Origin of the sequence: Sediminibacterium goheungense, assembly GCF_004361915.1 — a bacterium.
Classification (GTDB): Bacteria; Bacteroidota; Bacteroidia; order Chitinophagales; family Chitinophagaceae; genus Sediminibacterium; species Sediminibacterium goheungense.
Genome location: NZ_SNWP01000011.1, coordinates 340,991 through 367,219 on the forward strand (window position 1 = coordinate 340,991; position 26,229 = coordinate 367,219).

24 protein-coding genes and 1 tRNA gene are annotated in these 26,229 nt (G+C 39.8%); 9 read left to right on the plus strand and 16 right to left on the minus strand.

Translation table 11 applies throughout. The annotated features are described in order from the left end of the window. Position 1 precedes the first annotated feature (1 nt). From BC659_RS09070 to BC659_RS09100, 7 genes are all read right to left on the minus strand, one after another. The gene (locus BC659_RS09070; protein WP_211340759.1) at positions 2–388 is read right to left on the minus strand and encodes an MGMT family protein; all 387 of its coding nucleotides are present in this window, start codon (positions 386–388) and stop codon (positions 2–4) included. A gap of 23 nt (positions 389–411) precedes the next feature. Beyond that, positions 412–618, minus strand: a complete 207-nt coding sequence (locus BC659_RS09075) for a C1orf53 family protein (RefSeq protein WP_133474395.1) — start codon at positions 616–618, stop codon at positions 412–414. Then, positions 596–1,303: a tRNA (guanosine(46)-N7)-methyltransferase TrmB gene (trmB, locus tag BC659_RS09080; protein WP_133474396.1), complete on the minus strand. Its 708-nt coding sequence runs from the start codon at positions 1,301–1,303 to the stop codon at positions 596–598. The genes BC659_RS09075 and trmB overlap by 23 nt, the downstream gene beginning before the upstream one ends. 103 nt (positions 1,304–1,406) lie before the next feature. Further along, the gene (locus BC659_RS09085; protein WP_162847398.1) at positions 1,407–1,715 is read right to left on the minus strand and encodes a putative quinol monooxygenase; all 309 of its coding nucleotides are present in this window, start codon (positions 1,713–1,715) and stop codon (positions 1,407–1,409) included. Between the two features lie 173 nt (positions 1,716–1,888). Next, positions 1,889–3,151, minus strand: coding sequence for a peroxiredoxin family protein (locus BC659_RS09090; RefSeq protein ID WP_133474398.1), 1,263 nt, complete (start codon positions 3,149–3,151; stop codon positions 1,889–1,891). Positions 3,152–3,526: 375 nt separating this feature from the next. Next, positions 3,527–4,108 (minus strand): PIN domain-containing protein, encoded by a 582-nt coding sequence (locus BC659_RS09095; protein WP_133474399.1) that lies wholly within the window; start codon positions 4,106–4,108, stop codon positions 3,527–3,529. Then, positions 4,105–4,842, minus strand: a complete 738-nt coding sequence (locus tag BC659_RS09100) for a hypothetical protein (protein ID WP_133474400.1) — start codon at positions 4,840–4,842, stop codon at positions 4,105–4,107. The genes BC659_RS09095 and BC659_RS09100 overlap by 4 nt, the downstream gene beginning before the upstream one ends. Before the next feature lie 166 nt (positions 4,843–5,008). On the opposite strand from BC659_RS09100, the gene BC659_RS09105 reads away from it, so the two are divergent. Next, entirely contained in the window at positions 5,009–5,221 is a 213-nt protein-coding gene (locus BC659_RS09105; RefSeq protein ID WP_133474401.1) for a hypothetical protein, read from the plus strand. A gap of 299 nt (positions 5,222–5,520) precedes the next feature. Beyond that, entirely contained in the window at positions 5,521–5,754 is a 234-nt protein-coding gene (locus BC659_RS09110) for a hypothetical protein (RefSeq protein WP_133474403.1), read from the plus strand. A 110-nt stretch (positions 5,755–5,864) separates the two neighbouring features. Here the strand turns inward: BC659_RS09110 and BC659_RS09115 are convergent, their stop codons facing one another. After that, entirely contained in the window at positions 5,865–6,197 is a 333-nt protein-coding gene (locus tag BC659_RS09115; protein WP_133474405.1) for a hypothetical protein, read from the minus strand. 325 nt (positions 6,198–6,522) lie between these two features. Between BC659_RS09115 and BC659_RS09120 the strand changes: the two genes are divergently transcribed. Then, positions 6,523–6,774, plus strand: a complete 252-nt coding sequence (locus BC659_RS09120) for a hypothetical protein (RefSeq protein WP_133474406.1) — start codon at positions 6,523–6,525, stop codon at positions 6,772–6,774. A gap of 27 nt (positions 6,775–6,801) precedes the next feature. Here the strand turns inward: BC659_RS09120 and BC659_RS09125 are convergent, their stop codons facing one another. From BC659_RS09125 to BC659_RS09135, 3 genes are read right to left on the minus strand one after another with little or no spacing between them, the layout of a single operon-like run. Continuing rightward, positions 6,802–8,316, minus strand: a complete 1,515-nt coding sequence (locus BC659_RS09125) for a TlpA disulfide reductase family protein (RefSeq protein ID WP_133474408.1) — start codon at positions 8,314–8,316, stop codon at positions 6,802–6,804. A gap of 10 nt (positions 8,317–8,326) precedes the next feature. Beyond that, positions 8,327–9,703, minus strand: a complete 1,377-nt coding sequence (locus BC659_RS09130; RefSeq protein ID WP_133474410.1) for a RagB/SusD family nutrient uptake outer membrane protein — start codon at positions 9,701–9,703, stop codon at positions 8,327–8,329. A gap of 16 nt (positions 9,704–9,719) precedes the next feature. After that, complete coding sequence (locus BC659_RS09135; protein WP_133474412.1) at positions 9,720–12,914, minus strand: SusC/RagA family TonB-linked outer membrane protein; 3,195 nt, start codon at positions 12,912–12,914, stop codon at positions 9,720–9,722. Between the two features lie 476 nt (positions 12,915–13,390). On the opposite strand from BC659_RS09135, the gene BC659_RS09140 reads away from it, so the two are divergent. Then, entirely contained in the window at positions 13,391–13,678 is a 288-nt protein-coding gene (locus BC659_RS09140; RefSeq protein ID WP_211340760.1) for a helix-turn-helix transcriptional regulator, read from the plus strand. 173 nt (positions 13,679–13,851) lie between these two features. Here the strand turns inward: BC659_RS09140 and BC659_RS09145 are convergent, their stop codons facing one another. Both BC659_RS09145 and BC659_RS09150 read right to left on the minus strand, forming a co-directional pair. Next, positions 13,852–15,501, minus strand: coding sequence for a serine hydrolase domain-containing protein (locus BC659_RS09145; protein WP_133474414.1), 1,650 nt, complete (start codon positions 15,499–15,501; stop codon positions 13,852–13,854). 49 nt (positions 15,502–15,550) lie between these two features. Next, entirely contained in the window at positions 15,551–16,753 is a 1,203-nt protein-coding gene (locus tag BC659_RS09150; RefSeq protein WP_133474416.1) for a helix-turn-helix domain-containing protein, read from the minus strand. Between the two features lie 115 nt (positions 16,754–16,868). On the opposite strand from BC659_RS09150, the gene BC659_RS09155 reads away from it, so the two are divergent. Then, complete coding sequence (locus BC659_RS09155) at positions 16,869–18,113, plus strand: hypothetical protein (protein ID WP_133474417.1); 1,245 nt, start codon at positions 16,869–16,871, stop codon at positions 18,111–18,113. Between the two features lie 85 nt (positions 18,114–18,198). Here BC659_RS09155 and BC659_RS09160 read toward each other — a convergent pair. Beyond that, a tRNA-Cys gene (locus BC659_RS09160) sits at positions 18,199–18,269 on the minus strand. Positions 18,270–18,419: 150 nt separating this feature from the next. On the opposite strand from BC659_RS09160, the gene BC659_RS09165 reads away from it, so the two are divergent. The 4 genes from BC659_RS09165 to BC659_RS09180 all read left to right on the plus strand — a co-directional run bounded on the left by BC659_RS09165 (position 18,420) and on the right by BC659_RS09180 (position 23,614). After that, complete coding sequence (locus BC659_RS09165) at positions 18,420–19,628, plus strand: sterol desaturase family protein (protein WP_211340761.1); 1,209 nt, start codon at positions 18,420–18,422, stop codon at positions 19,626–19,628. Positions 19,629–20,771: 1,143 nt separating this feature from the next. Further along, positions 20,772–21,248, plus strand: a complete 477-nt coding sequence (locus tag BC659_RS09170) for an Lrp/AsnC ligand binding domain-containing protein (protein WP_133474419.1) — start codon at positions 20,772–20,774, stop codon at positions 21,246–21,248. Between the two features lie 33 nt (positions 21,249–21,281). Then, positions 21,282–22,154, plus strand: a complete 873-nt coding sequence (locus tag BC659_RS09175; RefSeq protein ID WP_133474420.1) for a Wzz/FepE/Etk N-terminal domain-containing protein — start codon at positions 21,282–21,284, stop codon at positions 22,152–22,154. Then, entirely contained in the window at positions 22,154–23,614 is a 1,461-nt protein-coding gene (locus BC659_RS09180) for an O-antigen ligase family protein (protein WP_133474423.1), read from the plus strand. Before BC659_RS09175 ends, BC659_RS09180 begins: the two co-directional genes overlap by 1 nt. Positions 23,615–23,703: 89 nt before the next feature. On the opposite strand, the gene BC659_RS09185 is transcribed toward BC659_RS09180, so the two are convergent. Together BC659_RS09185 and BC659_RS09190 are read right to left on the minus strand one after the other, a co-directional pair. Then, complete coding sequence (locus tag BC659_RS09185) at positions 23,704–24,750, minus strand: ABC transporter permease (protein ID WP_246027108.1); 1,047 nt, start codon at positions 24,748–24,750, stop codon at positions 23,704–23,706. 253 nt (positions 24,751–25,003) lie between these two features. After that, positions 25,004–26,152: a glycosyltransferase gene (locus BC659_RS09190; protein ID WP_133474427.1), complete on the minus strand. Its 1,149-nt coding sequence runs from the start codon at positions 26,150–26,152 to the stop codon at positions 25,004–25,006. Positions 26,153–26,229 lie beyond the last annotated feature (77 nt).

Here is a 26,229-nt window from a genome sequence, read left to right on the forward strand (position 1 = left end):
ATCAAATTTCTAAATTCTCTGCCGGGTCCCAGAACTTTTTTTCGAAGTCTACAATCATATCGTCTTTCACTTTTATTTTTTCTTTAGCGAGTAGTTCTTCCATCAAAGTGGGTGTTGCGAAATGGGCCTTGCCACTGAGCATACCATTTCTGTTTACAACACGGTGTGCGGGTACTTTAGGTTGTATGTGAAAAGAGCCATTCATGGCCCAGCCCACCATACGTGCACTCATTTTTGTACCGAGATAAGCTGCAATGGCTCCATAGGTAGTAACACGGCCTTTCGGTACAAGCCTTACCACCTCATATACCTGTTCAAAAAAAGAAATGTCTTTACTTCCCCCGGGTAAAATACTGCGGGGTTTTTCGATGTGTTTGCTGGAAGACACTGTATCAAATTTATACAGGCAATTTACGCTTTAGAAACAGCGCTATGCTTTTTCTGCTCAACTAATTCTGACTTGCGTGGTTCGGGCACAGATTCATACTCAAACGGACAATGCCTGCAGCCATGTCCGCAGCAATAACCCTTGGCTATATGGTAGGCTTCGGTGAACACTACATAACCATGTTCGTCATAATAAAAATCTTTTCCCTCAATTAATGGATGATGGTTCACGCAGGCTTTGTTTTAAAGTTTCGTCAATGGCAGTTGGCAGTTCCTTATTCAATTTAAAACAGAGATAGTGAATGCGGTTACTTTGTGCAATATCCAGCCCCTCATAATGTGTTTTAATCAACAATTCGGGTTTAATGGAAGCTTCCTGATGAATATTGGCTGAGTTTTCTACCAGTTCCAGTCCATATAACCCAATCACCAGTAAAGTAAAATGATAGAGATCGGGACTATCGGTTTTTAAGTGGACGAGCCCGTCTTTGGCCAGAATTTGCTGGTAGAGCCGGAGAAATTTAGGATGGGTCAGTCTTTTTTTGGCCCTCGAAATACGCAGTTGCGGATCGGGGAAAGTGATCCATATTTCTGATACCTCGCCTGGTGCAAAATAGTTGGTGATTTTATCCATATGCGACCTGATAAAAGCCACATTCGATAAACCTTCATCCAATGCCGTTTTGGCCCCACGCCAGATACGGTTGCCTTTGATATCTATTCCAATAAAATTGCGGTTAGCATACATACGGCCCAGCCCAACAGCATATTCACCCTTACCACAGGCCAGCTCAAGGGTGAGCGGGTTTTCATTCTTAAAAAATGCCTTCCATGTACCCTGCCTATTTTCCGGGTATTCGAGTACATTCTCAAACCCTTTAATAGCCTCAAAACGTATTAATTTTTTCTGTCCCATCAGGGAGCAAAGGTAAGAAACAGAGAAATAAGGAATAAGGAATAAGGAATGAGAAAGGAAAGCAGAAAACTAACTTTCTCATTCCTTATTCTTCTGTTTCTTATTATAACAATCCTTTCCCCGCAACGGCTTTCAGTACTTTTCTTTCGGGTTCAACAGCCAACAGGGGACTGGCCTGTGAAAGGGCTTCCTGAAAATCGTGGAGGGTTTGAGATTTTTCGTGGCTTTCGGGTGAGTCCCAGAGTTCGGTAACGAGAATATGGTCGCCATTTTCGGCATCCTGGTTAATAATGTACAGGTGACAGCCATGTACATAAGCAATTTTATTATACAATCCGGTGAGGATGTTGAGCAGGTTATTACCCTTCGATTGGCGGGTAACAAAACGGGTTTGCAATGTGTAGTGGTGCATATTGGGTTTATTTGCTTGCCAATAGACACGCAAGAATGGGGCCATGAAGCCTGTAAGCTGTGAAAGAATCATTAAAATAGTGGCATCGGCACCGGATTGTAAGGGCCTGCTAACAGAAACAGCCCCCACTTGAGGGCTGTTCCGAAAACTCCCGATGAGTTGTTTACCACACACTATTGTAAAAGCTTATCTGCTTCTTCATGAAAGGTTTTTATAAAATCCTCGTAATATTTTCCGGTCGCGGGTCCTGAGAAACCGGTATGTAGTTTAGATACTTTGCCTGTTTTATCGATGAAAACAGTGGTCGGAAAAGAAATAAAATTCTGCAAGGCAGGTAAGCTTGCTACCACTACCTGTTTATCTGCCACACCGCCTACCAGTAGTGGGTATTGAATATTGTAACGTTTGGAGAAACGGTCGAAGGCTTTTTTTATATATGCAGTATCTGTTTGTCTTTCGTACTGCAGTGCCACCACTTCAATACCCCTGTTTTTATTTTTCTCGTACCAGGCGCCCATAAAATTGGCCTCGTCCATACAATTGGGGCACCAGGTACCACCAATGGTTACAATCAATGGTTTACCCGCAAACCTGTTATCGGATGAACTGATGATGTTTCCATTTGCATCCGGAAAGCTGAACTGAAAAATACGGTTGCTTTCTTCTTTAAGTTTGGTGAGTGAATAGGCATCGGGTAATGCGGCATTGGGGTTCAGCGAAGCCGTGAAGGGCGTGGAACTTCTTGCATTTACATTTTCACCTTTCAAACTACCATCGGGCAGCACAGTGGCTTTGTAGTAAGAAGGCGAAGACCCGATAAAGGAAGACAGTTGAAGCTGGTTATCTTCAAGGGTACCTTCCAGAAAACGGGAGTCGCCGGTTACACGCAGAAAAGTAGCGGTAACACGATGGCCCTTTTGCTGAAAAATGCCCACTGCTTTTTCTTTTTTCCCTTCTGCGCTTCCAAACTCTACATCATAGGTACCACTGATGTCTTTTATGGGTGAAGAGCCGGTTTCATAAAAGCGGTCAGCGATACCTTTTTGCGCTTTTACAAGTGTGGTACCACCCTTCAGGTTTTGTTTGCGTAATACACCACTTAGCAGGTTGCCATCATAAGCCAGTGCCAGCTCATTCTCAAACAGGGGGAAGGGTATAAACAGTGAGTCGTTGGCGATGCTGAAATGGCCGGCAGCAAATTTTTCGTTGCCATTTAATAAATACACGGCACCATCGCGTTCTACCTGAAAATGAAAGGGCACTTCTACGCCGGGCTTGATGGTAAAAAGCCCACGCCATTTACCCATCACCAGATCGGGCTGTAAGCGGTTGGTAGCAGCGGTATCTGCCTGTAATTTATCTGTATCAGCTGCATGACTTGTAGCCGGTATTAGTAAGGGGAGCAAAGCCAGCACGGGAATCAAAATATTTTTCATATACTTAAAGTCTACTAAATCAGTAGACAAATATAGATAACTATTTTGAACCGGAAAAAATCTTGTTATAAAGAGAAAGCTGTAGGAAGCGTTAACTGCCCGGGGGGTTGGGTAAGGGGTGGCAAAACCTGTTACGAAGGTTTGAATTCATCGGTAGTGTATAAAGGCTGCAATAGCAGTTTTGTAATCTGGTTATGGTTACTTGTAAGTATCCCTAAATCACAGACAGTTTAAAAAAAGCACCTGCAAAAGTATTATGATGAATTTACCTAACGTTATAATCAGAGAGATATTAGCAATGTTGCTCGTTTTCACAAGGCTATTGAAAAGTGTGAGAAAGCACGTTCAAAATATCGAGAACTTACCAATGAAAAATTATAAAACATCGAATATATATTTATCATTATGATTAAAATTAGAAGGCTTGCACAAACAGCCATAGTAATTTACCTCTTTACATAAAGGCAAAAAAGATTTTTCATCAATAGTCAAAACAGTATCGCATTTAAAATAATCTGCACTGGCAATAATCATTAAATCCTTAATTATCCATTCACGTGCCATTACCAAGTCATGTTCAGGAAACCCAAGTGTCCGAGCCAAAGAATTTTGTTTAGTTGTTCCTAAAATTTTATGATAATTGCTTGTCATGTGTTCTGCAACATCAGTATCATAAGGAACATAAGTCATCGTACTAATATTCATCTTCTTAACAAGACTTTCAGTTTTCTTTATGTTGGTACTTTTATCATACATTTCCCCAATACTTACAGCCGAAATATAAAAGTTTCTTTTTTGTTTTCCTGTTGATTTGTTTGTATTTAAATCATCAATTAATCTTTTGACGAAAGCGCAGTCCGAATCAGTGTTGTTTTCTCTTGAACCTTGCATATATGCAAAAATTGTGCTGGTGTCAAGAAATATATGTTCCCATTGCAGATAAGATATTTTTCTCATGAGCGCAACAATTTTAATATATCATCTTGACTAGTTACATTTTCAAAAAATGATAAATCATTTACGGAGAAATCTTTGAATACATCAGAAAGAGCAACATCATTTTTAATAGCAATAGATATTAAAATAGCGTTTAGAATTCTACCAGTCCTTGATGACCTACGCTGTTTTATTTTTAAATCTAATACGCCGTTCCTATAGTGTTCTTTTAAAATGGACTCTTGAGAATCTGTTATATAAATTTTGTAATCTACATTGTGTAAATAAATATGTCTCTTATCTTCTAATTTTGGCGAACCTATTTCTGAAATTATACCTGTTTTATTAGTTATAACACTGTAATTTTCTGCAACAGTATCAATATCTGTTGATGTTAATTTAAAAAGAGCTTTTTTGTTATTGTCAATTGGTTCTACATATTTATCATCGGATAGAATCCTTTTTAGAGTATTTGCATATTTTGCTTCATCTTTTGTCAAATCAGAAATACCCTTTTCTTGTATGTCAGTATGAACTTTGATAAAGTTGGAATAAACTATTTCGCTTTTTGTAATAAAATTTGGAGTATATCCATGATTTTCAATACTAAATAAAGTACACTTTCCTTCTTTTTTTGAATTTATAACCTTTTTCAAATCCCCTGTTAAATCAGACAAATCTCCAACATCTAACCCGTTTTCTGGGTTTAGTTGTTGCTTGTCATCATTAATATTTAAGGCGAATTTGTAAATCATTTGAGTACAAAATAATACATTTAAATGGCTGTTTATAATAATCTGATAACTTTGACCTCCTGTCCGTCAAAGTTAGGTATTTTTTTAATATGAAATTACTACAATTTTATGATGAGTAACGTTATATTTATAATCTTCAATATTTAAAGAATGTAAAAATTAACAAATGAAAAATATAGATTTTTATAAAGTAGTTACTGTTGTGCTATTGGGAATTATTGCATGGAGTTTATTTACGACTGCCAACAAGAAAGAAGGGGGATCAGTGCGATTTGTTCAAAACGGTCAATTGATATTAGATACACAAAATGGATCGGTTTATGAAATAGACGGATATGGTAACGATCCTAAACTCATTTCAAAAAAGATAGCAAAATAAACATTTCATAACTTTAAAGTATGAAAGAAAAGAAACCCATAAAGAAAAAGCCTGCTAAAACCGTTCAGGTAGTAACAGGCTCTTTTATGGATATTATGAAAGCATCTGCATAACAAGCTGAAAATAAATCAGCTAAGAAAAAACAGTAAAATCTACTACATTACTGATTATCAATTCTTTTATTTTATTGTGCGTGTAAATGGGTATAGTTGCCAAAAACATTTGTCCACCTAACAAAAAGAGTATTTACCACCTTTTTATTATCAGACTCTAGTTTTAGTTTTATGAAAACTTGATTTATGCAAACAACTAAGCTAGATATTTCTGAGGAATTGGAAGAGCTTTTAGATTTTGCTCACCCAACTGCTGCGAGAGAAATTTTGTGGGATTGGTTAAAGTTAACTATTGCTGGAAATTTTGCAACTGAAATTGGCCCCAATGAAAAAACTCTCATCATTAATTTATACGAGAAGCTCGATAATTTTTTGAGAGCAGTTGAAATGAATAAATGCACGATTACTCAAATTAATTAAATGGTTTTTTATCTCATAAGTATTCGTATTGTCAAAAAAAATGCTTACCTTTTTAAGACTACTTTAGAGTACTCTAATGATAAGCATCCTTTGGTTTTAGTCTATAGTTATTATCCATTTAAAGGAGATGGAGGCGGGCAAACAGGTGGGCACTGAAACGCATCTTCAAGAATAATTCCATCATCTTCAGTTCTCATTTCCAGAGATGAAGTAGGCAGAATATCATTTCCATTTTTATCAACTCCTACTAAGACACTACAAATAGTATTATTTTCTTTTTTCCCATAATATATACGAAATGATTCACAACCCTCTTGATTTAGCAAGCTTCTAATTGATTGTGCTTGAAATGTCTCAGAGTTTGGTAAATTCTTTTCTGGATTTTCCCGGTACTTTTTTGTGTACTCAATAGCTTGTGCTAAAGTGATTTGATGTTGTATCATATTTTGATGTTTTGGTGACGGCTTAAATACAACGGGGGAATAAAGTTTTATAAATATATGTATTCTATTTAATATCTCCTACTGTTTTATTGATTTTTTAAGTATTATTCGTGCCTTTATCTAGATAATTTCGACGCATTTGTATTAGTCTGATGTTGTTTTATAACAGTTGGGCTGGAAGGAGCATCTGGTATTCAATCTTTTTTTCTTGGTCATCAGTATAACCGCTATCCGTTTACACAAACATATTCATGCATGAACAGGGTAAGCCGAAAACCTGTACAAACGAGTAGGCAAATATTCAATCATTTTTAATGCAACAATTATGAAAAAGATCTCAGTTTTTCTCATGGCAGCACTCCTGGTGGGAGTAGCCAGTGCTTTTACAACGGTTAAACCTGTAAAACAACAGGTGGCTTATGGTTTTGATGGCGTACAATGGCACGAAGTAAATACAGAAGATATCAATGTGACCTTCCAGTGTATCAGTGGCACGGAATATTGTCTCTTTGATGAACCCAACGGAACACCATTGCCAGGTCGATTATCAAACGAACAGTTTGTAAAAATTCCATAAACAAAAAAGGGGGTAACACCCCCTTTTTTATTTTTTTTTCGCATCTATAATATCCTGTACAAGTAGTTCAACTTCATCCCGGTTTTTAGGCATATGTGGGTTCGATTTGAACATTTTATTTCCCTTACCCATAATCATTACCCTTGGATATGCTTGAATTTGGTATTGCTGAATTAAACTATGTTCCATTCCCATCCCATTGGTATAGGCATTTACAAAATCAGCATGTGAGTAAATTCCTTTTGATACACTATTGAGCCAGGTTTCTCTGTCTGTATCTATTGAAATACTCATAAAAACAATATCCGGGTCACCTGCCAACCGGTCTTTCGCTAATCTGAGTACCCGGGCCATGGTAACGCATGCGTCACAACCGGTAAACCAGAAATCTAAAACCACTACTTTATCTATATAATCTTGGCTATTAATTTTTTCTCCATTTAATCCTGTTAAAGAAAAAGGTGGTACTGCGATGCCTGGGGTATATTTTTTTTGAAAATTTTCAACGATGGCCTTAAGCTCAGGTTTATACACCATGGTACCCACTTTGGCCAGCAGTTCCTGAATATTTTCTGTATTTGAATTGTAGATAAAAATATATGCTAATAGGGCAGTTGCTATTGCTTCTCTTTTATTCTCCGGCCATTGCTCTAAGCCATGTACATATTTTATAGCAGGAAATTTATGATTGTTATTCTCCATTATTTTGGTATCGAGCATAGTTTTCCTAACAGCTATATCTAAAAATTTCGGCGATACAGTTGAAGTAGTACTGTTGGTAAGCAGTTCTTGCAGCATCGGGTTAATGATGCTTGCAAACTCGGTATTAAGCTGTTGAATATCTTTTTCAGATGATTTTTTGCTGATTAATTTATCTTTTAATGCGCTATATGTACTGATGATGCCATTAATTTTCCCTATTGTAAATTCGCTTTCAATGATTTTTTTCGACTGTTCGGAAAAATCAGACGTATTTGCTTTTGTTAAGCTATCCCAATATGCTCTATATATTTGTTCATTATTTTCAAAAACAAGAATTGCTTCAGCAAGATTTGTGTATCGTTCAACTAAATTTTTTTTAATTCCTGAAATCTTGTTATACAATCGTGCATAATCGAAAAGATGAATTGCCTGATTTTTAGCTGCATTTCTACCGGTAATTTTTAAAAAAGGAAGATTCGTTTGTGAATAGTTTTTATAACTGTCTTGTTCGGCTTTGATCGAAATACTATCACCAGGTTCAATTAACTGATCAATAAAGAGGAGCCCTTGTAAACGGGTAGATTTAATAGAACAATAATAGGGATGATCCATATCAGTAATTTTAATTCGGAAATTGCCATCACTGGTTACAATTTTTTTCTCTGTACTTCCAATAACAGTTATCCCAAGTTTATATGGATAGTAGTTGATGATAATGGTATCGTTTGTAAAAGGCCATAGTGTGCCATTCAGAATAGCAGATTTAGCATTTTTGTCGACCTGTCCAAAAGCGCAGTTACAAAGTAGGATGTTTATTAAGATAAATTGAATCGTTTTCATATTTAAAATTTTATCTGGGGTTTTGAATAATACCACTCATGCTGATTTCATTAGCTGGAATGGCGAAAATATATTTATTGGCACCTGGCAAAAGTGTGTAGGTCTGGCTACCCAATTTTCTGTTAAGCGTAATATTGGCACCTTCTTTATTGTACCGCTTCAGATCGGGCCAACGATGACCACGCCAAACCAACTCTTTTCTTCTTTCCACTCTTATTTTTTCAAGTGCATCTGTGGCATTGATAGCTGTAAGAGGAGTAAATGTGCCTGAACGCCATCTTTTTTGCAGCAGGTTATTCAGGTCGGCCATACCAGCCTGCCATTGCCCTGTTTTCGCAAGTGCTTCAGCGCGGATCAGCCATACTTCATCGGTAGCAATACCTGTAAATGGAAGTACAGTACCGGTATAGCCTCTTTTGAAACCCATATTACTACCACTGGCAACCCTGAAAAAAATACTTCTTCTCAGGTCATTGGTAGCATAAGATCTGTATAAGGTGGTGTCTGCAAAAACAGTTGTGGAAGTGGTAAACAAAACAGCGTATTCACTGATAGCCTGTGAAAAATAAATGGTTTCTGCATGTGAGCGGTCAAACGGACTTACAGCAGTTGTACTAACGGTATTATAATCTGTAAGGTAATTGTATAAGCCTAAGCAGCTGTCTGCATAGGTTCTCGCTTTTTCGTATTGGCCGGAAGCGATTGACATTCTTGCCAGCTGTGCAAAAGCAGCAGGTTTAGAAGGTCTGTTCTTTGCTATTGGAGGTACCGCATCAGATAACAAAGAAGTAGCTCTGATTAGATCAGCAAAAATACTATCGTAACATTCTTTGATACTGCTTCTTGGTACATTTTCATGTACATTGGTATTTCGTCTGATCGGAATGCCAGCGGTGGTGGTCATACTGGTACTGTCGAATGCAGCAGCAAAATGTTGTACCAGATTACTCATCGCAAACCCCCTAAGGAAAAAAGCAGAACCTTTTATATTGTTCCACTCGGTCTTGGAAGCTGCTGTCGGTTGATTTTTTTCTAGCTGTTCCAGTACAATATTGGCATAAAGTATTTGTTGATGAGGAAGGGTCCAGTCAGTAATATTCAGCTGACTGCCATATAGATCAGACTCCCATGTATAGCTGGATCTTTCTACAAACGGTAGGGCCTGCCAGTTGGTTTCTGTCATATAATAATCATCACTCCCCATTTCACCTAAACCTGGTGAATAGGTAAATACCTGTGTATTGTCAAGCAAAGACCTTAGTTCGGGCAGGGTAGAAGGAATGATGATTGCTGTGTTGGGTTTTTTATCCAGAAAAGCATCTTTATCACAGCCTGTTAATACCCAGCAAAAGAGTGATAGGTACAAGAACTTTTTATGTGTAGTCATAAATATGATGTTGAGGTTAAAAATCAATTTCCAATCCTAGCGCATAGGTTCGCGGCGAAGGAAAGCCGGTAATATTATCGGGGTCAATACCTGCTTTATTCGATCTCCAGAGTATCCCTATGTTATTGACATAGGCATATACACGACAGGATTGTATTCGAAGTGGATTGTTTTTTTGTATTGGTAAACGCCAGCCGAATCTGATATCTCTTAAACGAATATGATCGCCTTTTTCAATCAGTGTGTTTGAGTATTGATAAAATTCATCTCTGGCAGGAACGGCCGGATATACCATTGATGGAATGGTGGTAAACATTTCATCACCAGGTACCTTCCATCTTCTGGCATAATCTGCATGTGTAGAAGGTGTTGCAGAAAGAGAAGAAGAGAAAGCAGTTGTATACAGTACCGAAGGTCTTCTGAAATAATAACCCATTGAATACACCATATTTACGGATAAAGTGAACCCTTGATAGCTGATGTCATTTCTTAATCCACCAAAAAATGTGGGTCTGCCAGAACCTATATACATAAACTCATCTTTTGAAGCAGGATTTACCAGACGACTGTAATTTGTACTGGTAGCATTATCGAGCAACCCTAATGGATTTCCTGTATTGCTTTCCAGACCCGCCATAGGATAAGCGAAAATGGCTGACCAGGGTTTTCCTTCGTATGGATTAGTGGTAATATTGGTGAGGTAAAATTTTGTGAGTGCAGCCGGAACAAGGTAACGTTGAATGATATCTCTGTTATAACTGAATAATAATTGTGCAGACCATTGTAAGGATCTTTGCATGATCAGGGCATTGAGTGTGAGGTCAATTCCCTTTGTTTGGAGGTCAGCAATATTCTGCCGGAATTGCGTTACACCTGTTTGTGGTGCCATGGGGCTTGCGCCTAAAAGATTTTTGCCATTTTTTACATAGTACTCCAGACTGGCATCTATTCTTCCATTGAGTACAGAAAAATCAATACCTGCATTCAGCATATGAATTTTTTCCCAACTGAGTTCGGGGTTAGGAGGATTAATCAGGTAAGCGGTAGGTTGACTAAAAAAACTGTTAATGTCACTGCCTGCTGTGGTGTAGGCGGTAGCTGCTTTATCAATATTGCCGCTTACACCGTATGTGAGTCGAAACTTAAGAGTATTCAAAAAACCTGATTTCCACCAGTTTTCTTTATGCACCATCCAGCCTGCTCCAACTGACCAAAGGGGTACCGTTTTCTGATTCGCTTCCACACCAAAAAGATTAGAAGCATCTCTTCTTGCACTAAATGTAAATTGATACCTGTTGTGGTAACTATAACCCAGATTCATAAACTGCGAAAGAAACCGATCAGCAGTCTGGTTATTGGTTGTATTGGTAGGAATTCTTGATGCGAGTGCATTGGGAAGTGTAGGGAAGGTACTGATAGGATTAATTTCCTGATCAAGGCCAATGCTTTCATTCACACCATAGCGTCTGATACCAGATCGTCTGATGGTGATATCACGAATCTCCATACCCCCTAACAGATCCAATACATGATTTTGTTTCCAGCTGGTTCGGTAGTTTACCTGAATACGACCATTATGGGACACCAGTCTTTGATCATTTTTGTTCAGGATATCACCAAAGGGAATCGCATTGGTAGGTATACCTGTAACATAATTTGGTAGCGTATAACGATTGATCAGGTCCCTGGTAAAAAACTGATCCATTGACTGCAGGTTCCGCGTTTCTGAATTGCCCGTTTCGAGTTGATAACTCATTTGTACCTGTAGCCCCTTTCTAATGCGCCATAGCAAAGATGTGAGCATACGTGTATCCAGTCTGGATGTCTTATGATTTGCAAATCTTATTTCTTCATAAGGCTTATGCAACCATGGCAATAATTGTCCCTGACCAATGGTATCTAACCATGCTTTGCGATAATCTCTATAAACAGGTAGTGCTGCTCCTTGATCATCTACCAGATCCTGATACACTGAATAGTTATTTGAATAGGCTGACGACGGATTATTATTGGTAGACATAATCATATTGAGGTCAGTAGAAAAATCTAGTTTATCCCGAATTAACTGTATCTGTGTTTTGTTCCTGAGCGTGAACCTGTTAAGATCGCTCTGTAATTGCGACTGCTGTTGTTTATCCCACCCCGCAGAAAAATAATATTGCGCTCTTTCACTGCCACCCGAAATATTCAATGCATATTGCTGGGCAACCGATGGGCGATAGAAATAACGAAGCAGATCAGAACGATTATCGGTTTGTAGCAGTTGTTGAATCTGTGTAGCTGAATCGGCCGCAGTAATTCTGCCGTTTCTTCTGTCATCAAAAATTACAACGGCGGGTGAAAGACCGGCAAAACGCTGGTTAATACGGTTATTGTAATAACCCCTGCCAAACAGAAAGGATTCCATTTCTATCAGTGCAGACGCATCGGCGATGGGCTGGTAATACAGATCAGGTTTTTCACCGATGGTAATATTGGTATTGAAGCGTAACTTAGGAGCTGATGATTGTTTGGCTTTTTTGGTGGTAATCACAATCACACCATTACCAGCCCTCACACCCCAGATAGAAGAAGCAGCTGCATCTTTTAAAAGGGTCACAGATTCAATATCATTGGGATTGAGCTGGTTGATATCGCCTTCAAAAGGAAAATTATCAACCACAATCAAAGGTTCTGTATTGGCAAAGATGGTGCTGCGTCCGCGTATCTGGATGGCAGACTCATTGGCATTGGGTGTACGGTTGCGGTTAAAGATTAGTCCCGAAGCAATACCATCCAGCCGGTCGAGTATGGAAGCACCTACTTTCCGGTTAAAAAGATCGGTGTTGATTTTGGTAAAAGAACCGGTTGCTCTTTCAGCTGGTAAGGATTGATAACCTGTTTGTACTTCAACAGTAGCCAGTTCTTCTGCTGAAGGTTCAAGCAGAATATTGGGAAGTTGATAACTGTTAACAGCTAAACGTAAGGTGGTATAACCCGTATAACTGATAACCAGTGTATCGGGCAGCGCTGATATGGAAAGTTGAAAACGACCTTCTTTATCAGTGATGGTGCGTTTATTGTTGGAACGAAGGTATACCACAGCACCCTGAAGGTATTCAGCAGTGTGGGCTGCCCTGATCTGCCCTTTTAGAAGAGAGGCATTGGACGGAGAAACCTGAGCCATGCTTAACATAGGGCAAAGCAGTGCCAGTAAGCAAAATATTCGCATTTTTTGCAGTTAAAGTGTTTGAGAAATAGATGATAGACTTGTGTAAGAGATGGGCGAAAGGAAGCCTACACGGGGTTCTTTGGTTTTTTGGCAAACTGGGTTTGTAATAAACACCAGGCAATGCCAAGAGGGTGAAGATAGGTGAGCTGGTTTTTCATATTAAAGGAATGCCATGGAATTACAGAATGGAATCGAAAATGAAAAAACCGGGGGATATTTTTTTGACGATCAACCTTGACGGAAAAAAAATGACGCAACACAGCAGCCAGTGTTTCTCTCGAAACAAAGACTGCCTGTGTCCGGATTTCCTTTTTCAGCAAGATGGTTTTCATGTTTTGTTATAATGATTGAATCATAAGAGTCTTATAGAGACTGCATTTCAGCAGATTTCTATAAAACTCAGTGTAAAAAAATACCGGATGCACTATTCACCCGTATAGAAAATGCCTATTCAAATATAATAAATATTCTTAGTCATGACTAAGTGGATAGGTTTTTTTCTTTCCCGTCATTGCAGATATATCGTGAGTAGCAATCTGAAAAATAAAGTAGACTGGTTTGTGATCAACAGGATCAAGGAGATACGCTCTGAGCTGGGCATATCGCAGGTAGATATTGCTGTTCATCTCGATGTATCGTCCGGCTTTATAGGGCAGGTGGAAAGCCCCAATTACCGCACCAAATACAAAACGGCACACCTCAATGAAATAGCCAAACTGTTGAATTGTTCCCCCAAAGATTTCTGGCCCGAGAAGCCGCTCTAGAAACGGTAAGAAAATATTGAATAGCGAAGTTCGAACCGGGATAGTATTAACCTGAAGTCATTCTCCCAGAATAAAAACTCCCCTTCTTCCCTTCTCCCTGCAAAAAAAGCTCCATAATTAAAATTCTTTTCGCAGAGAGAAAGGAAGAAGGGGAGGCATAGGTAGAAGGTATTCTAACGGATTCGCTTGAAGACGAGTTTTTTAACCCGCTCACCATCCAGTAAAACAGTATCCTTATCTGCTAATTGTAAGCTATAGTTGCCAGCTAATAATTTTGTAGGTGTTACGAGTATACCATTGAAACGATTATCACGCATCAGCAAACGGTAATTTTTATCAGCTGTTTTTTCAATGCTGAGTTCCACACCGGTTTCATCGTTCACAAATACGCCTGTCCATACATTTTCATCAAACCCGTTCCAGTTTACAACAGGTCTGGTTAAACTATAGGGTGCATGTGTGGTATAGTAGGCCGTTACTTTCATTTCACCCTTTTCGTTAAGCGTAAATTCCTGTTTAAAGGCCGGATCATTTTTCTGGTGAAAAATATTATCGGCCTCCCTTTCCAGTACAATATCATTTCTGCCCACCCTCTTCAGGTAAAGCACACCCTTATCGATGCTAAACTGAAAACTGAAATTATTATCGGTAAGATAAGTGCCGGTGATATCGGTTTCACTTACATATTTTCCAACAGCAGCAGGTTGTGTAAGGTAGGATGCGGTAGACTTTCCGGTAAATAAGAGCAAATCGGCCATTTGCCGGGTTTGCATGGAGGGAATGGATTTGCCTGTATTGGTAAGCGTGATAAGAGATAGTTTTTTACCGGGAAATCGAAGCACAGTTGCCTTCCAGGCACCTGTGGCACCTTCATGAAAAACATAAGGCTGTTCTTTGTAATGCCCGAACTCGAGTCCATAACCATACTGTCGGGTAAGGCCTGGGTTAATGAGTTGCTGACTGGCTTCGATGATTTTCTTTTTAACGGTGGTATTGATTTTTCCCTGAATAATCATCTCCCACCGGATCTGGTCGCGAAGGGTGGTAAAAAGGTTGCCATCGCCACATACATTCCAGATCCACTGATAGGTGGTCCAGGTATTGAAATTAAAATAGGCGCGTGCGATGGGGCCTTTAATAGTCTTGTAGTCCTCTTCAAAAGCCGTGTGTAACATCCCCAGTTTTGTAAAAAGGGTATGGGTGACTTTAGCAAAAGATTGTCCCGAAATTTTTTCAATCAATAAAGCCAGCAGAATATAATTCGAATTGCTGTAGAGGTATTGAGTACCGGGTGTAAAATTGAGTGCTGTTTGCTGTTCTAATAAACGAAGTACCTCTTTATTATCATAAGATTGTTTCCACCAGGTAAGCCCTTTCAGCGACCATAGATCGTATACATCTCTGATACCACTGGTATGGGTAAGCAGCTGTTCGATGCGGATAGGAGAAGCAATGCTTGTAAAAAGAGCAGGAAAGTACTGGCGTATATCGTCCTGCAAACGCAGTTTGCCGGCATCTATCAGTTCGAGTATGGCGAGGGCGGTAAACTGTTTGCCATTGGAAGCAATATTAAAACGGGTAGCTGGTACAATCAATGAACTATCGGCAAAGTCGGCATAACCCCCATATTTTTCATATACCAGTTTTCCATCCTGTACAATGGCGGTGGCAATACCGGGTGCTTTGGCGGGTACATCCTGTAAAGCGATGCTATCGAGTTTTGTAATTGTTGTAACAGAAAGCCTGTTTTGCGCCTGCAAAGAAAGAAAGGACATGCAAAAAAGAAAGCTGATACCTGTAACCCATCGCTGTACTGCTGACATAAATATTTTTTGTAAAAATCTGCTAATGCGGGGTGCGCAGGGTTTCAGATCATGATTTGAAACCAGTTTTCGTTGTTTTTTCAAGAAATTCTTTGGGTGTTATGGCTTTTACCCGTTTAAAAGCCCGGTTAAAAGTAGATTTTGAATTGAAACCCGCATCATAGGCAATACCCATGAGGGTTTGTGAATTGGCCTCACCGGCTTCTATTTTCCGGATCACTTCTTCAACACGGTAGGTATTGATAAAATCATTGAAATTCATTTCGAAGCCCTGGTTAATAACCTGGGAAATTTTCTTGCTGTGCGTATGTAGCCTGTCGGCCAGATCGGCAATGGTAAGTGCCGGGTTTTCATACAAGCGCTCCCTTTGCATTAACTGCATGATTTTTTCTTTCCATTCGGTTATATCTTCTATCGCTTCCTTATCGTTGCCAATCGCTATATACTCTGTTGCGGGTTCCTCGGTGATGACCTGTACCGGTAAAGGATCGGGTAAGGAAAAAATAGAAAAAGAGGTTACGGAACGTATGGTATTGATATAACCACTGATGGAGATATAATAGTATAAAGCTGAAAAACTAAGGTAGTACCAGAATTTTTTACCAAAAGCGGCCCATTCAGGATTGATGATAAAGAAAAGTAAGCGTAGTCCTGCCAAAACCATCAAAGCAAGTAGAAAATGTTTGGCCCATTTAAATAAAACAGTATCAGCAAAACTCAGTGCATCATAACTCAGCAGTTTATAACGTTTGTATACCCTTAAGCTGGCTATCAGATAAGCTATCAGTGAAATAAAACCTGCCATCTGGTACCAGGGTGAAAAGTCTTTGTCTTTACCATCGGCATAAAAATAAGCATAGCCCATGATCCACTGATCGGTGATAAATACAATCAGGCTATACAGGCCATATACAAAAGCAGGGATAAAATGAACCAGGTGTTGCCTGCGGAATACAAAAGACTGATCTAGCAGGCTTCGGATGTAAAAGAACAAAACAGGTGGTAATAACAGTAATTGCTGAAACGGTATATAAAACAAGAGTTCTCTATAGATGCCCCCTGCGTACCAGCCAGCATAACCCAGCATGAAGGGTGTGATGTATAAAGTGCAGAGACCGGTAAATGTACCCAGCCATTGGCAGGCACGGTTGTTTTCGCGTAAGCCTTTGATCCAGAGCAACAGGGTGAATACCAACCCGTGAAAAAAGAAAATCAGTAATAAGGAACTCTTTAGCGAGAAGTCAAAAAGCATGGAAATATTTGTTCGGTCAGCAGATGCTTGAAAATACGAACAACTACCGTAAAAATCCATACAGCCTGCTATTAATAAAGTAGTAAGTTTATCATCATATACTTTACAGGCCTTTATGCGTGCTGCCAGAAACCTTTTATTTGTTTTCCTCGTGCTGGAAACCTTCTGCGTAACCTACGCATTGAAATTTCCTGCGCTTGTTTCATTGGCCACCATTTTATATACCATGAGTGGATTTGCCATAGCCATACTCTTATTGTACATGCCGGAAAGAAAAATCAATCTGAAGTATATACCTGATGCAAAAACACCGGTATGGATGTATCAGTTGTTTTTGTTATTGTTTCTGGGAATATTTATCCTCTCTTGTACGCAGCAATGGATTCAACAGTCGCCGCTCACTTATCGCGATGCAGATATGATACCGATTATGCAGGTAATGGCTGAGCGTTTTTTGGCGGGCAACTGGTCGGGCGTGTACGATCCTGTTCAGGAAATATGGAATGGTATTCAGCCCATTTACCTGCCGGCGATGTGGATGCCATTTCTGGTAACCGTAAAATCGGAGCTGGATCCACGATGGGTGACTTCATTTGCCGTATTTCTTTCTTTTACCATGTTCATTGCTTTGTGGCGCATACATTGGCAAAAAATGTCTGCCATTTTATTATTAGGTATCGCAGGTATGCTTTGTTACTGGTTGTATACCGATCATACGCATAATTTTATCCGCCTTTCTGAAGAAGGCATTGTAGTATTTTATTATAGCCTGCTTGTGCTGGCCATCTTATCCGAAAATTTTCTGTTGATGGGTATCGCAGCAGCCTTATGTGCATTGAGTCGTTATACCATAGCCGGATGGTTACCTGCTATGATGCTCTATCTGTTATTAATCCGGAAACAAAAGCGGGACACGCTTCGTTTTGTATGTTCGTTTGCGTCTGTTGTTGTTTTGCTGGTGTTGCTGCCTTTTGGTGTCAAACCACTGCAGATTGCTTTTGAGCAGCCAGGGCAGTACATACAGCATGCTGTAAGAATATGGAACGAATCACCTCAATACTTTACCCAAAGTATGGGACTGGCTAAATTCTTCGGTCCTGACCACATTGTATTGCAACATACGATATTATTGTACGCTTCTTTTTTGCTGCCTCTTTTATGTGTATTGGGTATCCGGTACCTGCCTAAACAATGCACATATAATAATAATATTGCACTGGCTTTATTAAAACTAACCCTGGTAATAGTCTATAGCCTGATAGATGTGCCTTATCAATATCTTTTTTATACTTCTTCTTTTGTGAGTTTGCTGGCTGTTGTGTGGGTAACAGGTAAGGGTAAGGCGTCAAATGAAAATTGAATACGCAATAACCAGCCATAAGAATGGTATCATCAACTATATAATTCAATTAGCAGTTGTATTATAATCAGCTTTTCAAAAAATGACGTCACGGATGGATTCGAACCATCGTAGAAGGTTTTGCAGACCTCAGCCTATCCTCTCGGCCACGTGACTATATGCTATGCATGCATGTAACAAAGAGCTTGCGGGTATGATTTAACAAATCAATCCTTCGGAAGCAAAATTATTAGCATTTTATTAGTCTACCAATTTGGTAGGCTAATAATTTAAAATTATTTTTACCCTTCAACAGGGAAAGTATTTATGATAAAAATCAATATTCTTGCGCTGGCAGTACCCTTTTTTATCGGGTTCATTTTATTAGAATATTTTGTAAGTCAGAAAAGGAAAAAAAAGCTGCATCAATTCGAGGAATCGATTGCCAATCTCAATGTGGGTATCGCCGAAAGGGTAACGGATCTGCTTACAACCGGTGCATTTTATTTTGTGTTTTCCTGGATATATAACAACTATGCCATTTTTGATATCCATCCCGGCTTCCTGAGTTGGGTAATGATTTTCCTGGTTACAGATTTTGTATGGTATTGGTACCATAGGTTTGGGCATAAGGTAAATCTATTCTGGAGTGTTCATGTGGTGCATCACCAAAGTGATGATTTTAACTATACAGTATCTACACGGATCACCATTTTTCAGGCGGTGGCACGTGGATTATTCTGGTCTGTTTTACCGCTATTGGGTTTTCCTCCAGATATGATTGCTGTTTTCCTGATTATTCATGGTGTATACCCATTTTTTACGCATACACAGCTGGTAGGAAAATTGGGCTGGTTGGAATACGTTTTTGTTACCCCCTCTCATCACAGGGTACATCACAGCAGTAATCCTGAATACCTGGACAAAAATTACGGTGATATACTCATCGTCTGGGATAAACTGTTGGGAACATTTGCGGAGGAAAAAGAAGAGCCCAAATACGGACTCACAAAACCTTTAAACAGCTATAGTTTTTTATGGCAACATTTTCACTTTCAGCTCGAAATGTTATTAGCGCTGAGAGAGGCCAAAGGGATAAAGGCCAAATTAAAAGTGCTATTTGGAAAACCAGATGATATAGATCCGGTTCACCGTGAATACCTGGAAGAGAAGTTATTGAATCGTAATAAACAACCTATACAGTTGGCCCTGCAACGATTGATTTTACTGAATACGGTGATCACGCTTATTGTTTTATTTTTTACCTTATTACTAACAGAGTATGTTACCACCCAACAGCAAATTTTACTTTGTGTTTTCATACTGCTCAGCATCATCAATTCCGGCGCTATGATCGAACAAAAGAGATGGGTGTTTTACCTCGATTATTTCCGCTTACTGGTTGTTGGCTTGATCTGCTATACATTTATACCCAGCGATTCTATGCTATTATCGATAACGATTTTGTGGCTGCTACCCCTTTTTTTTTATAAGAGTACACAGAAAAAATATTATGCTTATCTATACAATGGTTGAAGCATAAACACAAATACCTTCTAATATCATTATAAGAGGTCTGTGTTAAAGTTGTAGGCTAATGATCGAATCCGCCTGAGGCGGACAGTTAGCTATAGCGCATTATAGCAATAAAAAAAAGCCACCCGGTTAAGAGTAGCTTTAAAGCTGTAGGGGGAGTGATCGAATCCGCCTGAGGCGGACAGTTAGCTATAGCGCATTATAGCAATAAAAAAGCCACCCGATTAAGAGTGGCTTTAAAGCTGTAGGGGGAGGGATCGAATCCGCCTGAGGCGGACAGTTAGCTATAGCGCATTATAGCAATAAAAAAAAGCCACCCGGTTAAGAGTAGCTTTAAAGCTGTAGGGGGGAGAGTGATCGAATCCACCTGAGGCAGACAGTTAGCTATATTAGATTATAACAATAAAAAAGCCACCCGATTAAGAGTGGCTTTAAAGCTGTAGGGGGAGGGATCGAATCCGCCTGAGGCGGACAGTTAGCTATAGCGCATTATAGCAATAAAAAAAAGCCACCCGGTTAAGAGTAGCTTTAAAGCTGTAGGGGGGAGAGTGATCGAATCCACCTGAGGCAGACAGTTAGCTATATTAGATTATAACAATAAAAAAGCCACCCGATTAAGAGTGGCTTTAAAGCTGTAGGGGGAGGGATCGAATCCGCCTGAGGCGGACAGTTAGCTATAGCGCATTATAGCAATAAAAAAGCCACCCGATTAAGAGTGGCTTTAAAGCTGTAGGGGGAGGGATCGAATCCGCCTGAGGCGGACAGTTAGCTATAGCGCATTATAGCAATAAAAAAGCCACCCGATTAAGAGTGGCTTTAAAGCTGTAGGGGGAGGGATCGAACCTCCACGAGGCAGTTAGCTATAGCGCAAAGTTCAGTGGTCGACCCTGGTCGAACCGATATTGCTACCGATCCGGCTCTACACTACGTTTGTCCTGTTATCCTCACCCCCGAGACAAGAGGGCATGTCTGCCAGAAATTTCATCACCCCACAGTATGTAAGATCTTTGTCTTTGTTTGACAACACAATATTAAGATAAATGCCGTATTCTTTACAAATAATTCAAATAATATTTTGAAAATATAGAAATTATTCAATAATATTGTTTAATTGTTTGATTATATCAAAAAATACACTTGAAAATGTCTGCCAAATTAAATCTTGACAAACTGGATTACCAGATTATCCAGGAAATGATGGAGGATGCCGAGATATCTTATGCCGACCTGGGCAAAAAACTCTTTGTTTCCGGTGGTACCATCCATGTAAGGATCAAAAAACTGGAAGAACTAAAGGTTGTGAAAGGTAAAAAACTATCTGTTGATCTCAAAGCCCTCGGATACGATGTGATCGCTTTTATCGGCGTTTACCTCGAAAAAAGTTCACTGTACGATACCGTAGCCAAAGAACTCAAAAAAATTCCGCAGATCGTACGCCTCAATTATACCACCGGTAACTATAGCATGTTTGCTGAAATTGTATGTAAAGACATTCAGGAACTGCGCTATGTACTGCACGATGAACTGCAAAAAATAAAAGGGATCGAAAGAACCGAAACTTTTATCTCACTCGAAGAAAGCCTCGACAGAAATGTAGTGGTGCTTCCCGAAAACTGCTAAAACATACCTTATTAAATTGTACATTCATAGCGTATGCATACGAGCTCATTTAATATGGCAGAAACAGCAGGTGTTATTCAACATAACTGGAAGAAGATAGGCCTCTTTACTCTGCTCTCTATAGCGATTGCCACTGTTACTGTTTATATACTCCCTAAGCAGTATCGTTCAACGGCCATGCTGATAGCAGCGAATCCACAACTGGCAGATAAATCGCGTCTTTTTAATGAGAATATACAGGGGCTGTATTCCTATATCGGTTCGGGTGACGATCTTGATCGGATAATGGGTATTGCAGACCTCGATACAGCCTATAAGCAATTGGTGGATGAATATAAACTGGTCGACTACTATGAACTCAGTAATAATCCACTTCCTCTTCTCAGACGAAAAGCGGTGCTGAAATTGCGCGAAGACCTTACTCTGCAGAGAACGGAAAGAGGACAGCTGAAAATTTTGTGCTGGACAAAAAATCCACAACTTTCAGCAGATCTGATTAATGCGATGATTAAAATTGTAACCAGACAGGCAGAACAGATAGCGCATGAACAGTATGAAGGCTCACAGTCTTTACTCGAAAAAACCATACGTAATAAAGAAGAAGAGTACCGCCAACTTGCAGACAGTCTCCAAAAAATACCGCAACAGCAGTATGATTCATATGAATTATTACAGCTTAGTGCAAAATCTGTTTTAAAAGAACTACAGGAATACAGAACATTGTATGCACAGTTTACGATGATGGCCAAATTACAAACACCGGTATTGTTTGTTTTAGATAAAGCAGTTCCCGCAGCCAAAGCTGAAAGACCCGATAAGCCAGCCATCATTATCGCCGCTGCTATCGCAGGTTTTGTTTTTTCGATCCTGCTTTTATTAGTCGGTAACCGTAAACGCAGTTTGTAATGCGTTTCTTTTTTCCTGCATACCAAACAAGGGAAATCATTGCATCGCTCTGCTTTTTTATTTTTTCTGTATGGGCCATTATTAGTCAGCAATGGTTATGGATGCTGGTACCCTTTGCCATCTTGCTGGTTCCGGTTATGATTCAGGCAGCCATACAGCATACCGAAAAATTATTCTGGCTGCTGATGATATTGCTCCCTTTATCAACGGAATTGAATATTACACCCCAGCTGGGAATTGATTTTCCGGATGAAATTGTGATGTTGCTCTTAACAGGTATGGCATTATTATACTGGTGGCACAAACCCATGCAATTCCCGTTAACCGTATGGAAACATCCGCTTTTCTTTTGGCTTATTATACATGTATGCTGGATAGCCATTACAGCGGCGTATGCAATAGAACCCTTACCCGCCATTAAATTTTTACTGGCCAAAATATGGTATATCGTTCCCTTTGTACTATTACCTGTTATCTGGGTGAACAGTATTTCGGGAATGCAAAAGCTGGCGAAAACTTTATTATGGCCGATGGCTTTTGTAATAGTAATCACTTTTTTTCGCCATGCCACCGAGGCATTTAGTTTTGAAAGTATCAATCGGCATCTCTTTCCTTTTTTCAGAAACCATGTAAACTATGCGTCCATGCTGGTTTGTTTGCTGGCCGTTCTTAGCTGCGCATGGTACCTGTGCCCCAAACAATCAGTTCAACGGAAATGGCTATTCATTGCTTTACTACTGGGTTTGTTGGCATTGGTGTTTGCCTATTCAAGAGGAGCATGGCTTGCGTTGATAGCGGGTGTTTGTACAATACTTGTTATACAAAAAAGGCAAATGGTAACATTCATTCTGTTGGCTGTTGTGGCAGTACTTGTTTCAACAGCATGGCTTGTTACCGACAAACAATATTTTCAATTTGCCCCTGATCATGATAAAACGGTTTTTCATACCGATTTCTCTCAACACTTATCTGCAACCGTAGCATTGAAAGATGTGTCGAATGCCGAGCGTTTTTATCGCTGGGTGGCAGGCGCCAGAATGCTGGCAGATAAACCCATCACAGGTTTTGGTCCTTCATCCTTCTACCTGCATTACCGACCTTATACAGTAAAGCGTTTTGAAACCTGGGTAAGTAATAATCCTGAACACTCAACCGTTCACAATTATTTTTTACTGACTGCATTAGAACAAGGTATTATCGGGCTGATAATTTTTTGCACGCTCTATTTTTTTATGTTGATGCGTCTACAAAAAATATATCACCAGTTACACAGTTATTTTTACAGGGCGGTAACCATGACCGTGGCAGTAATACTTGTGATGATCGGTGTCATCAATTTTATCAGCGATATGATAGAAACTGATAAAATCGGCAGCCTCTTCTGGCTCTGTATGGGCATGGTTATGATACTCGATGGCAAAGTGAAGGAAGAGAGAGCAAGTTTGGTGAGTAGTCAGTAGTCAGTAGTCAGTAGTCAGTAGTCCTGTATAGAGATTTCCGCAAGATACATGACTCACTACTGACTACTCACTACTCACCATTCAGATCCTCACTTCCTCACCTCCAACGCATCTCTCAATCCATTTCCCAATAAATTAAAAGCAAGCACCAGTAACATGATGGCGATGCCAGGTGCCAGCGCCAGCATGGGGTTATTGGTAATGATAAAATTGTAGTTCTCCTTAATCATCAGCCCCCAGCTGGGTTGTGGTGGTTGTACGCCTACACCCAAAAAGCTCAGTCCGGCTTCTATTACAATGGCCGATGCAAAATTACCGGCGGCAATTACCAGTACCGGACCCAGTATATTCGGTAGTATATGTTTTACAATAGTGCGCATATGCGAATAGCCGAGTACCCTGGTAGCTTCTACATATTCCAGTTCGCGGATCGCCATAACCTGTCCGCGTACCAAACGGGCCACATTCACCCACATGGTGAGTCCGACAGCGATGAATACCTGCCAGAATCCTTTTCCGAGTGCCAGTGTAATCGCAAAAACCAATAATAAAGTGGGAATACTCCAGATCACATTTAGTAACCACATAATAATATCATCTGTTTTACCCCTGAAATATCCGGCTATGGCACCTAAGAAAATACCGATACTCAACGATATCAAAACAGCAATAAAACCTACTGCCAAACTAACCCGTACGCCAATAATGAGCCTGCTAACTATATCGCGTCCGAACTTGTCTGTTCCGAGGTAGAACCGGGTGCTGATCACAGGGATAGCTGCCGTATTTTTTAGTAGGATGGCTTTTCGTTCCGTAATATGATCATCAATGATCCGCTGGTAAATAAGGCTGTCTTTTTGTATTTGATAACTGTTCACCGGAACATATTGCCAGCTGTCTTCCTTACCGTACAAGAGTATGTGCCATAGGGATGGTGAACCGGTATTCTGTTCACGTTGTAAACGGAGCAATTGCACTTCAAAGCCTGGTTTCTTACTGCCGATTTCAGGAATCATGCGGTTGGCATTGGGTGAAGCATCAGGGGCAATAAAATATCCCAATACGGCAAGCAGCAAACTGCATACAATCAGGATCAATCCAAAGGCAGCTCCCTTATTACGGAGCAGCTTTTTCAATATGGGTAACGTATGAGAAGTATGGGCCACTGGGGAAAATTAATGATTTATGTGAATCGCCGGGAGAAAACGAACATTTACCGAAAAATCATAATATCATTTAAACCTCTGGGTGTTTTTGGTATCATTTATGTATAAGTATTTGTATGTGGAACCTTTTTAAATATTGTTTTGTACTGGTTGGATTGGTTGTCATGATCTTATACTCATGTCTGCCCGACAGAAATGTTTCGCAACAGGCTGATTTATAGGATTATTTCACTTTTCTTCCCTTCCACCGGTAAGATCCGAACTTACCCATCCATCCCGCTATTACGGTATAGGGGAGGTGTAACAATTGCATAAAAGGGAAATACAGCAGTGTATCTGTCTGCTGATAAAACCTCGCCACCGGCCGCATAAAGGAAAGCTCAACAAGCGTTTTAAGTAACATCAGGGTTAACCAGTGGGCAATTTCACCTGTTACAAAAAGGTTTACCGGTAATAAAATCAACAGCGCAAGATTTACAGCATACACCAGTACAAGAATGCGGAAAACATTTTTGTCATCATAACGATCGGCTTTGCTGGCCCATCGGATACGCTGGTTGATAAAACCTGACAGGGTATGCATAGGTTCCGTCGTAACAATAGCTCCCTGATGAAATAAATATCCAAGTCCCTGCGGGTATTTCTGTTTGATTTTGTACATCAATAACATATCATCACCGCTTGCAAGTGTATCAATACCCCTGAACTGTCCTACTTCATAAAACACGTCTTTCCGATAAGCAAGATTCGCGCCATTACAAATGGTATGTGAGCCAGCTGAAACAGCTGCTGCGGTAATACCCTGCAGACTCATGAAATCAAGCAGCTGAAACAAAGATAAAATGCCTTTTGTATGGGTAAACATAACCGGTGAAGCTACTAAAACCGGTTTTTCCTGTTGTATATAAGCATCTAAAAGCGTGAGCCATTCTGCAGGCACTTTGCAGTCTGCATCAGTGGTAACGATCCAGTTGCCCTTACTTTTACTAATGGCAATTTCGATGGCTTTTTTCTTGTAGGCATTCAATGGATTTCCATCCAGGTGTTCTTCGAGGTTAATAAGGTGAAGGTTTGGATAAGTAGTTTGTAACTGTTGAACAATAGACGCTGTTGCATCGGTTGAATGATCGTTTACAACAATTACTTCCATCAAAGTTGAAGGATAATTACCATCCAGTATACTTCTGATACAGGATTCAATAAAACCTGCTTCATTTCTGGCCGGCACAATCACAGAAAAAAAACTGCCTGGCACTAAGCCCGCCTGTGGTTTGAATAACCGAGTACGCCGGAACCATTTTCTGTATTGTACTATCAGCCAGCAATAGGCCAATACCAAAAGGGTAGTAAGGATAAGTCCGGCAACGTACATACCGCAAAGAAACTTATTTAATCGATATGTAGCGAGAAGACGGGAAGTCGGAAAAACCGAAAGACAACCAAATAGGA

Excerpts from the sequence above, each read along its gene's own strand:
- BC659_RS09100 (WP_133474400.1), bottom strand. The coding sequence starts at position 4,842 with ATGATTTACAAATTCGCCTTAAATATTAATGATGACAAGCAACAACTA.
- BC659_RS09145 (WP_133474414.1), bottom strand. The coding sequence starts at position 15,501 with ATGTCAGCAGTACAGCGATGGGTTACAGGTATCAGCTTTCTTTTTTGC.
- BC659_RS09095 (WP_133474399.1), bottom strand. The coding sequence starts at position 4,108 with ATGAGAAAAATATCTTATCTGCAATGGGAACATATATTTCTTGACACC.
- BC659_RS09115 (WP_133474405.1), bottom strand. The coding sequence starts at position 6,197 with ATGATACAACATCAAATCACTTTAGCACAAGCTATTGAGTACACAAAA.
- BC659_RS09110 (WP_133474403.1), top strand. The coding sequence starts at position 5,521 with ATGCAAACAACTAAGCTAGATATTTCTGAGGAATTGGAAGAGCTTTTA.
- BC659_RS09180 (WP_133474423.1), top strand. The coding sequence starts at position 22,154 with ATGCGTTTCTTTTTTCCTGCATACCAAACAAGGGAAATCATTGCATCG.
- BC659_RS09190 (WP_133474427.1), bottom strand. The coding sequence starts at position 26,152 with ATGTACGTTGCCGGACTTATCCTTACTACCCTTTTGGTATTGGCCTAT.
- BC659_RS09150 (WP_133474416.1), bottom strand. The coding sequence starts at position 16,753 with ATGCTTTTTGACTTCTCGCTAAAGAGTTCCTTATTACTGATTTTCTTT.
- BC659_RS09170 (WP_133474419.1), top strand. The coding sequence starts at position 20,772 with ATGTCTGCCAAATTAAATCTTGACAAACTGGATTACCAGATTATCCAG.
- BC659_RS09175 (WP_133474420.1), top strand. The coding sequence starts at position 21,282 with ATGCATACGAGCTCATTTAATATGGCAGAAACAGCAGGTGTTATTCAA.
- BC659_RS09105 (WP_133474401.1), top strand. The coding sequence starts at position 5,009 with ATGAAAAATATAGATTTTTATAAAGTAGTTACTGTTGTGCTATTGGGA.
- BC659_RS09085 (WP_162847398.1), bottom strand. The coding sequence starts at position 1,715 with ATGCACCACTACACATTGCAAACCCGTTTTGTTACCCGCCAATCGAAG.
- BC659_RS09165 (WP_211340761.1), top strand. The coding sequence starts at position 18,420 with ATGATAAAAATCAATATTCTTGCGCTGGCAGTACCCTTTTTTATCGGG.
- BC659_RS09125 (WP_133474408.1), bottom strand. The coding sequence starts at position 8,316 with ATGAAAACGATTCAATTTATCTTAATAAACATCCTACTTTGTAACTGC.
- trmB (WP_133474396.1), bottom strand. The coding sequence starts at position 1,303 with ATGGGACAGAAAAAATTAATACGTTTTGAGGCTATTAAAGGGTTTGAG.
- BC659_RS09135 (WP_133474412.1), bottom strand. The coding sequence starts at position 12,914 with ATGCGAATATTTTGCTTACTGGCACTGCTTTGCCCTATGTTAAGCATG.
- BC659_RS09120 (WP_133474406.1), top strand. The coding sequence starts at position 6,523 with ATGAAAAAGATCTCAGTTTTTCTCATGGCAGCACTCCTGGTGGGAGTA.
- BC659_RS09130 (WP_133474410.1), bottom strand. The coding sequence starts at position 9,703 with ATGACTACACATAAAAAGTTCTTGTACCTATCACTCTTTTGCTGGGTA.
- BC659_RS09155 (WP_133474417.1), top strand. The coding sequence starts at position 16,869 with ATGCGTGCTGCCAGAAACCTTTTATTTGTTTTCCTCGTGCTGGAAACC.
- BC659_RS09090 (WP_133474398.1), bottom strand. The coding sequence starts at position 3,151 with ATGAAAAATATTTTGATTCCCGTGCTGGCTTTGCTCCCCTTACTAATA.
- BC659_RS09140 (WP_211340760.1), top strand. The coding sequence starts at position 13,391 with ATGACTAAGTGGATAGGTTTTTTTCTTTCCCGTCATTGCAGATATATC.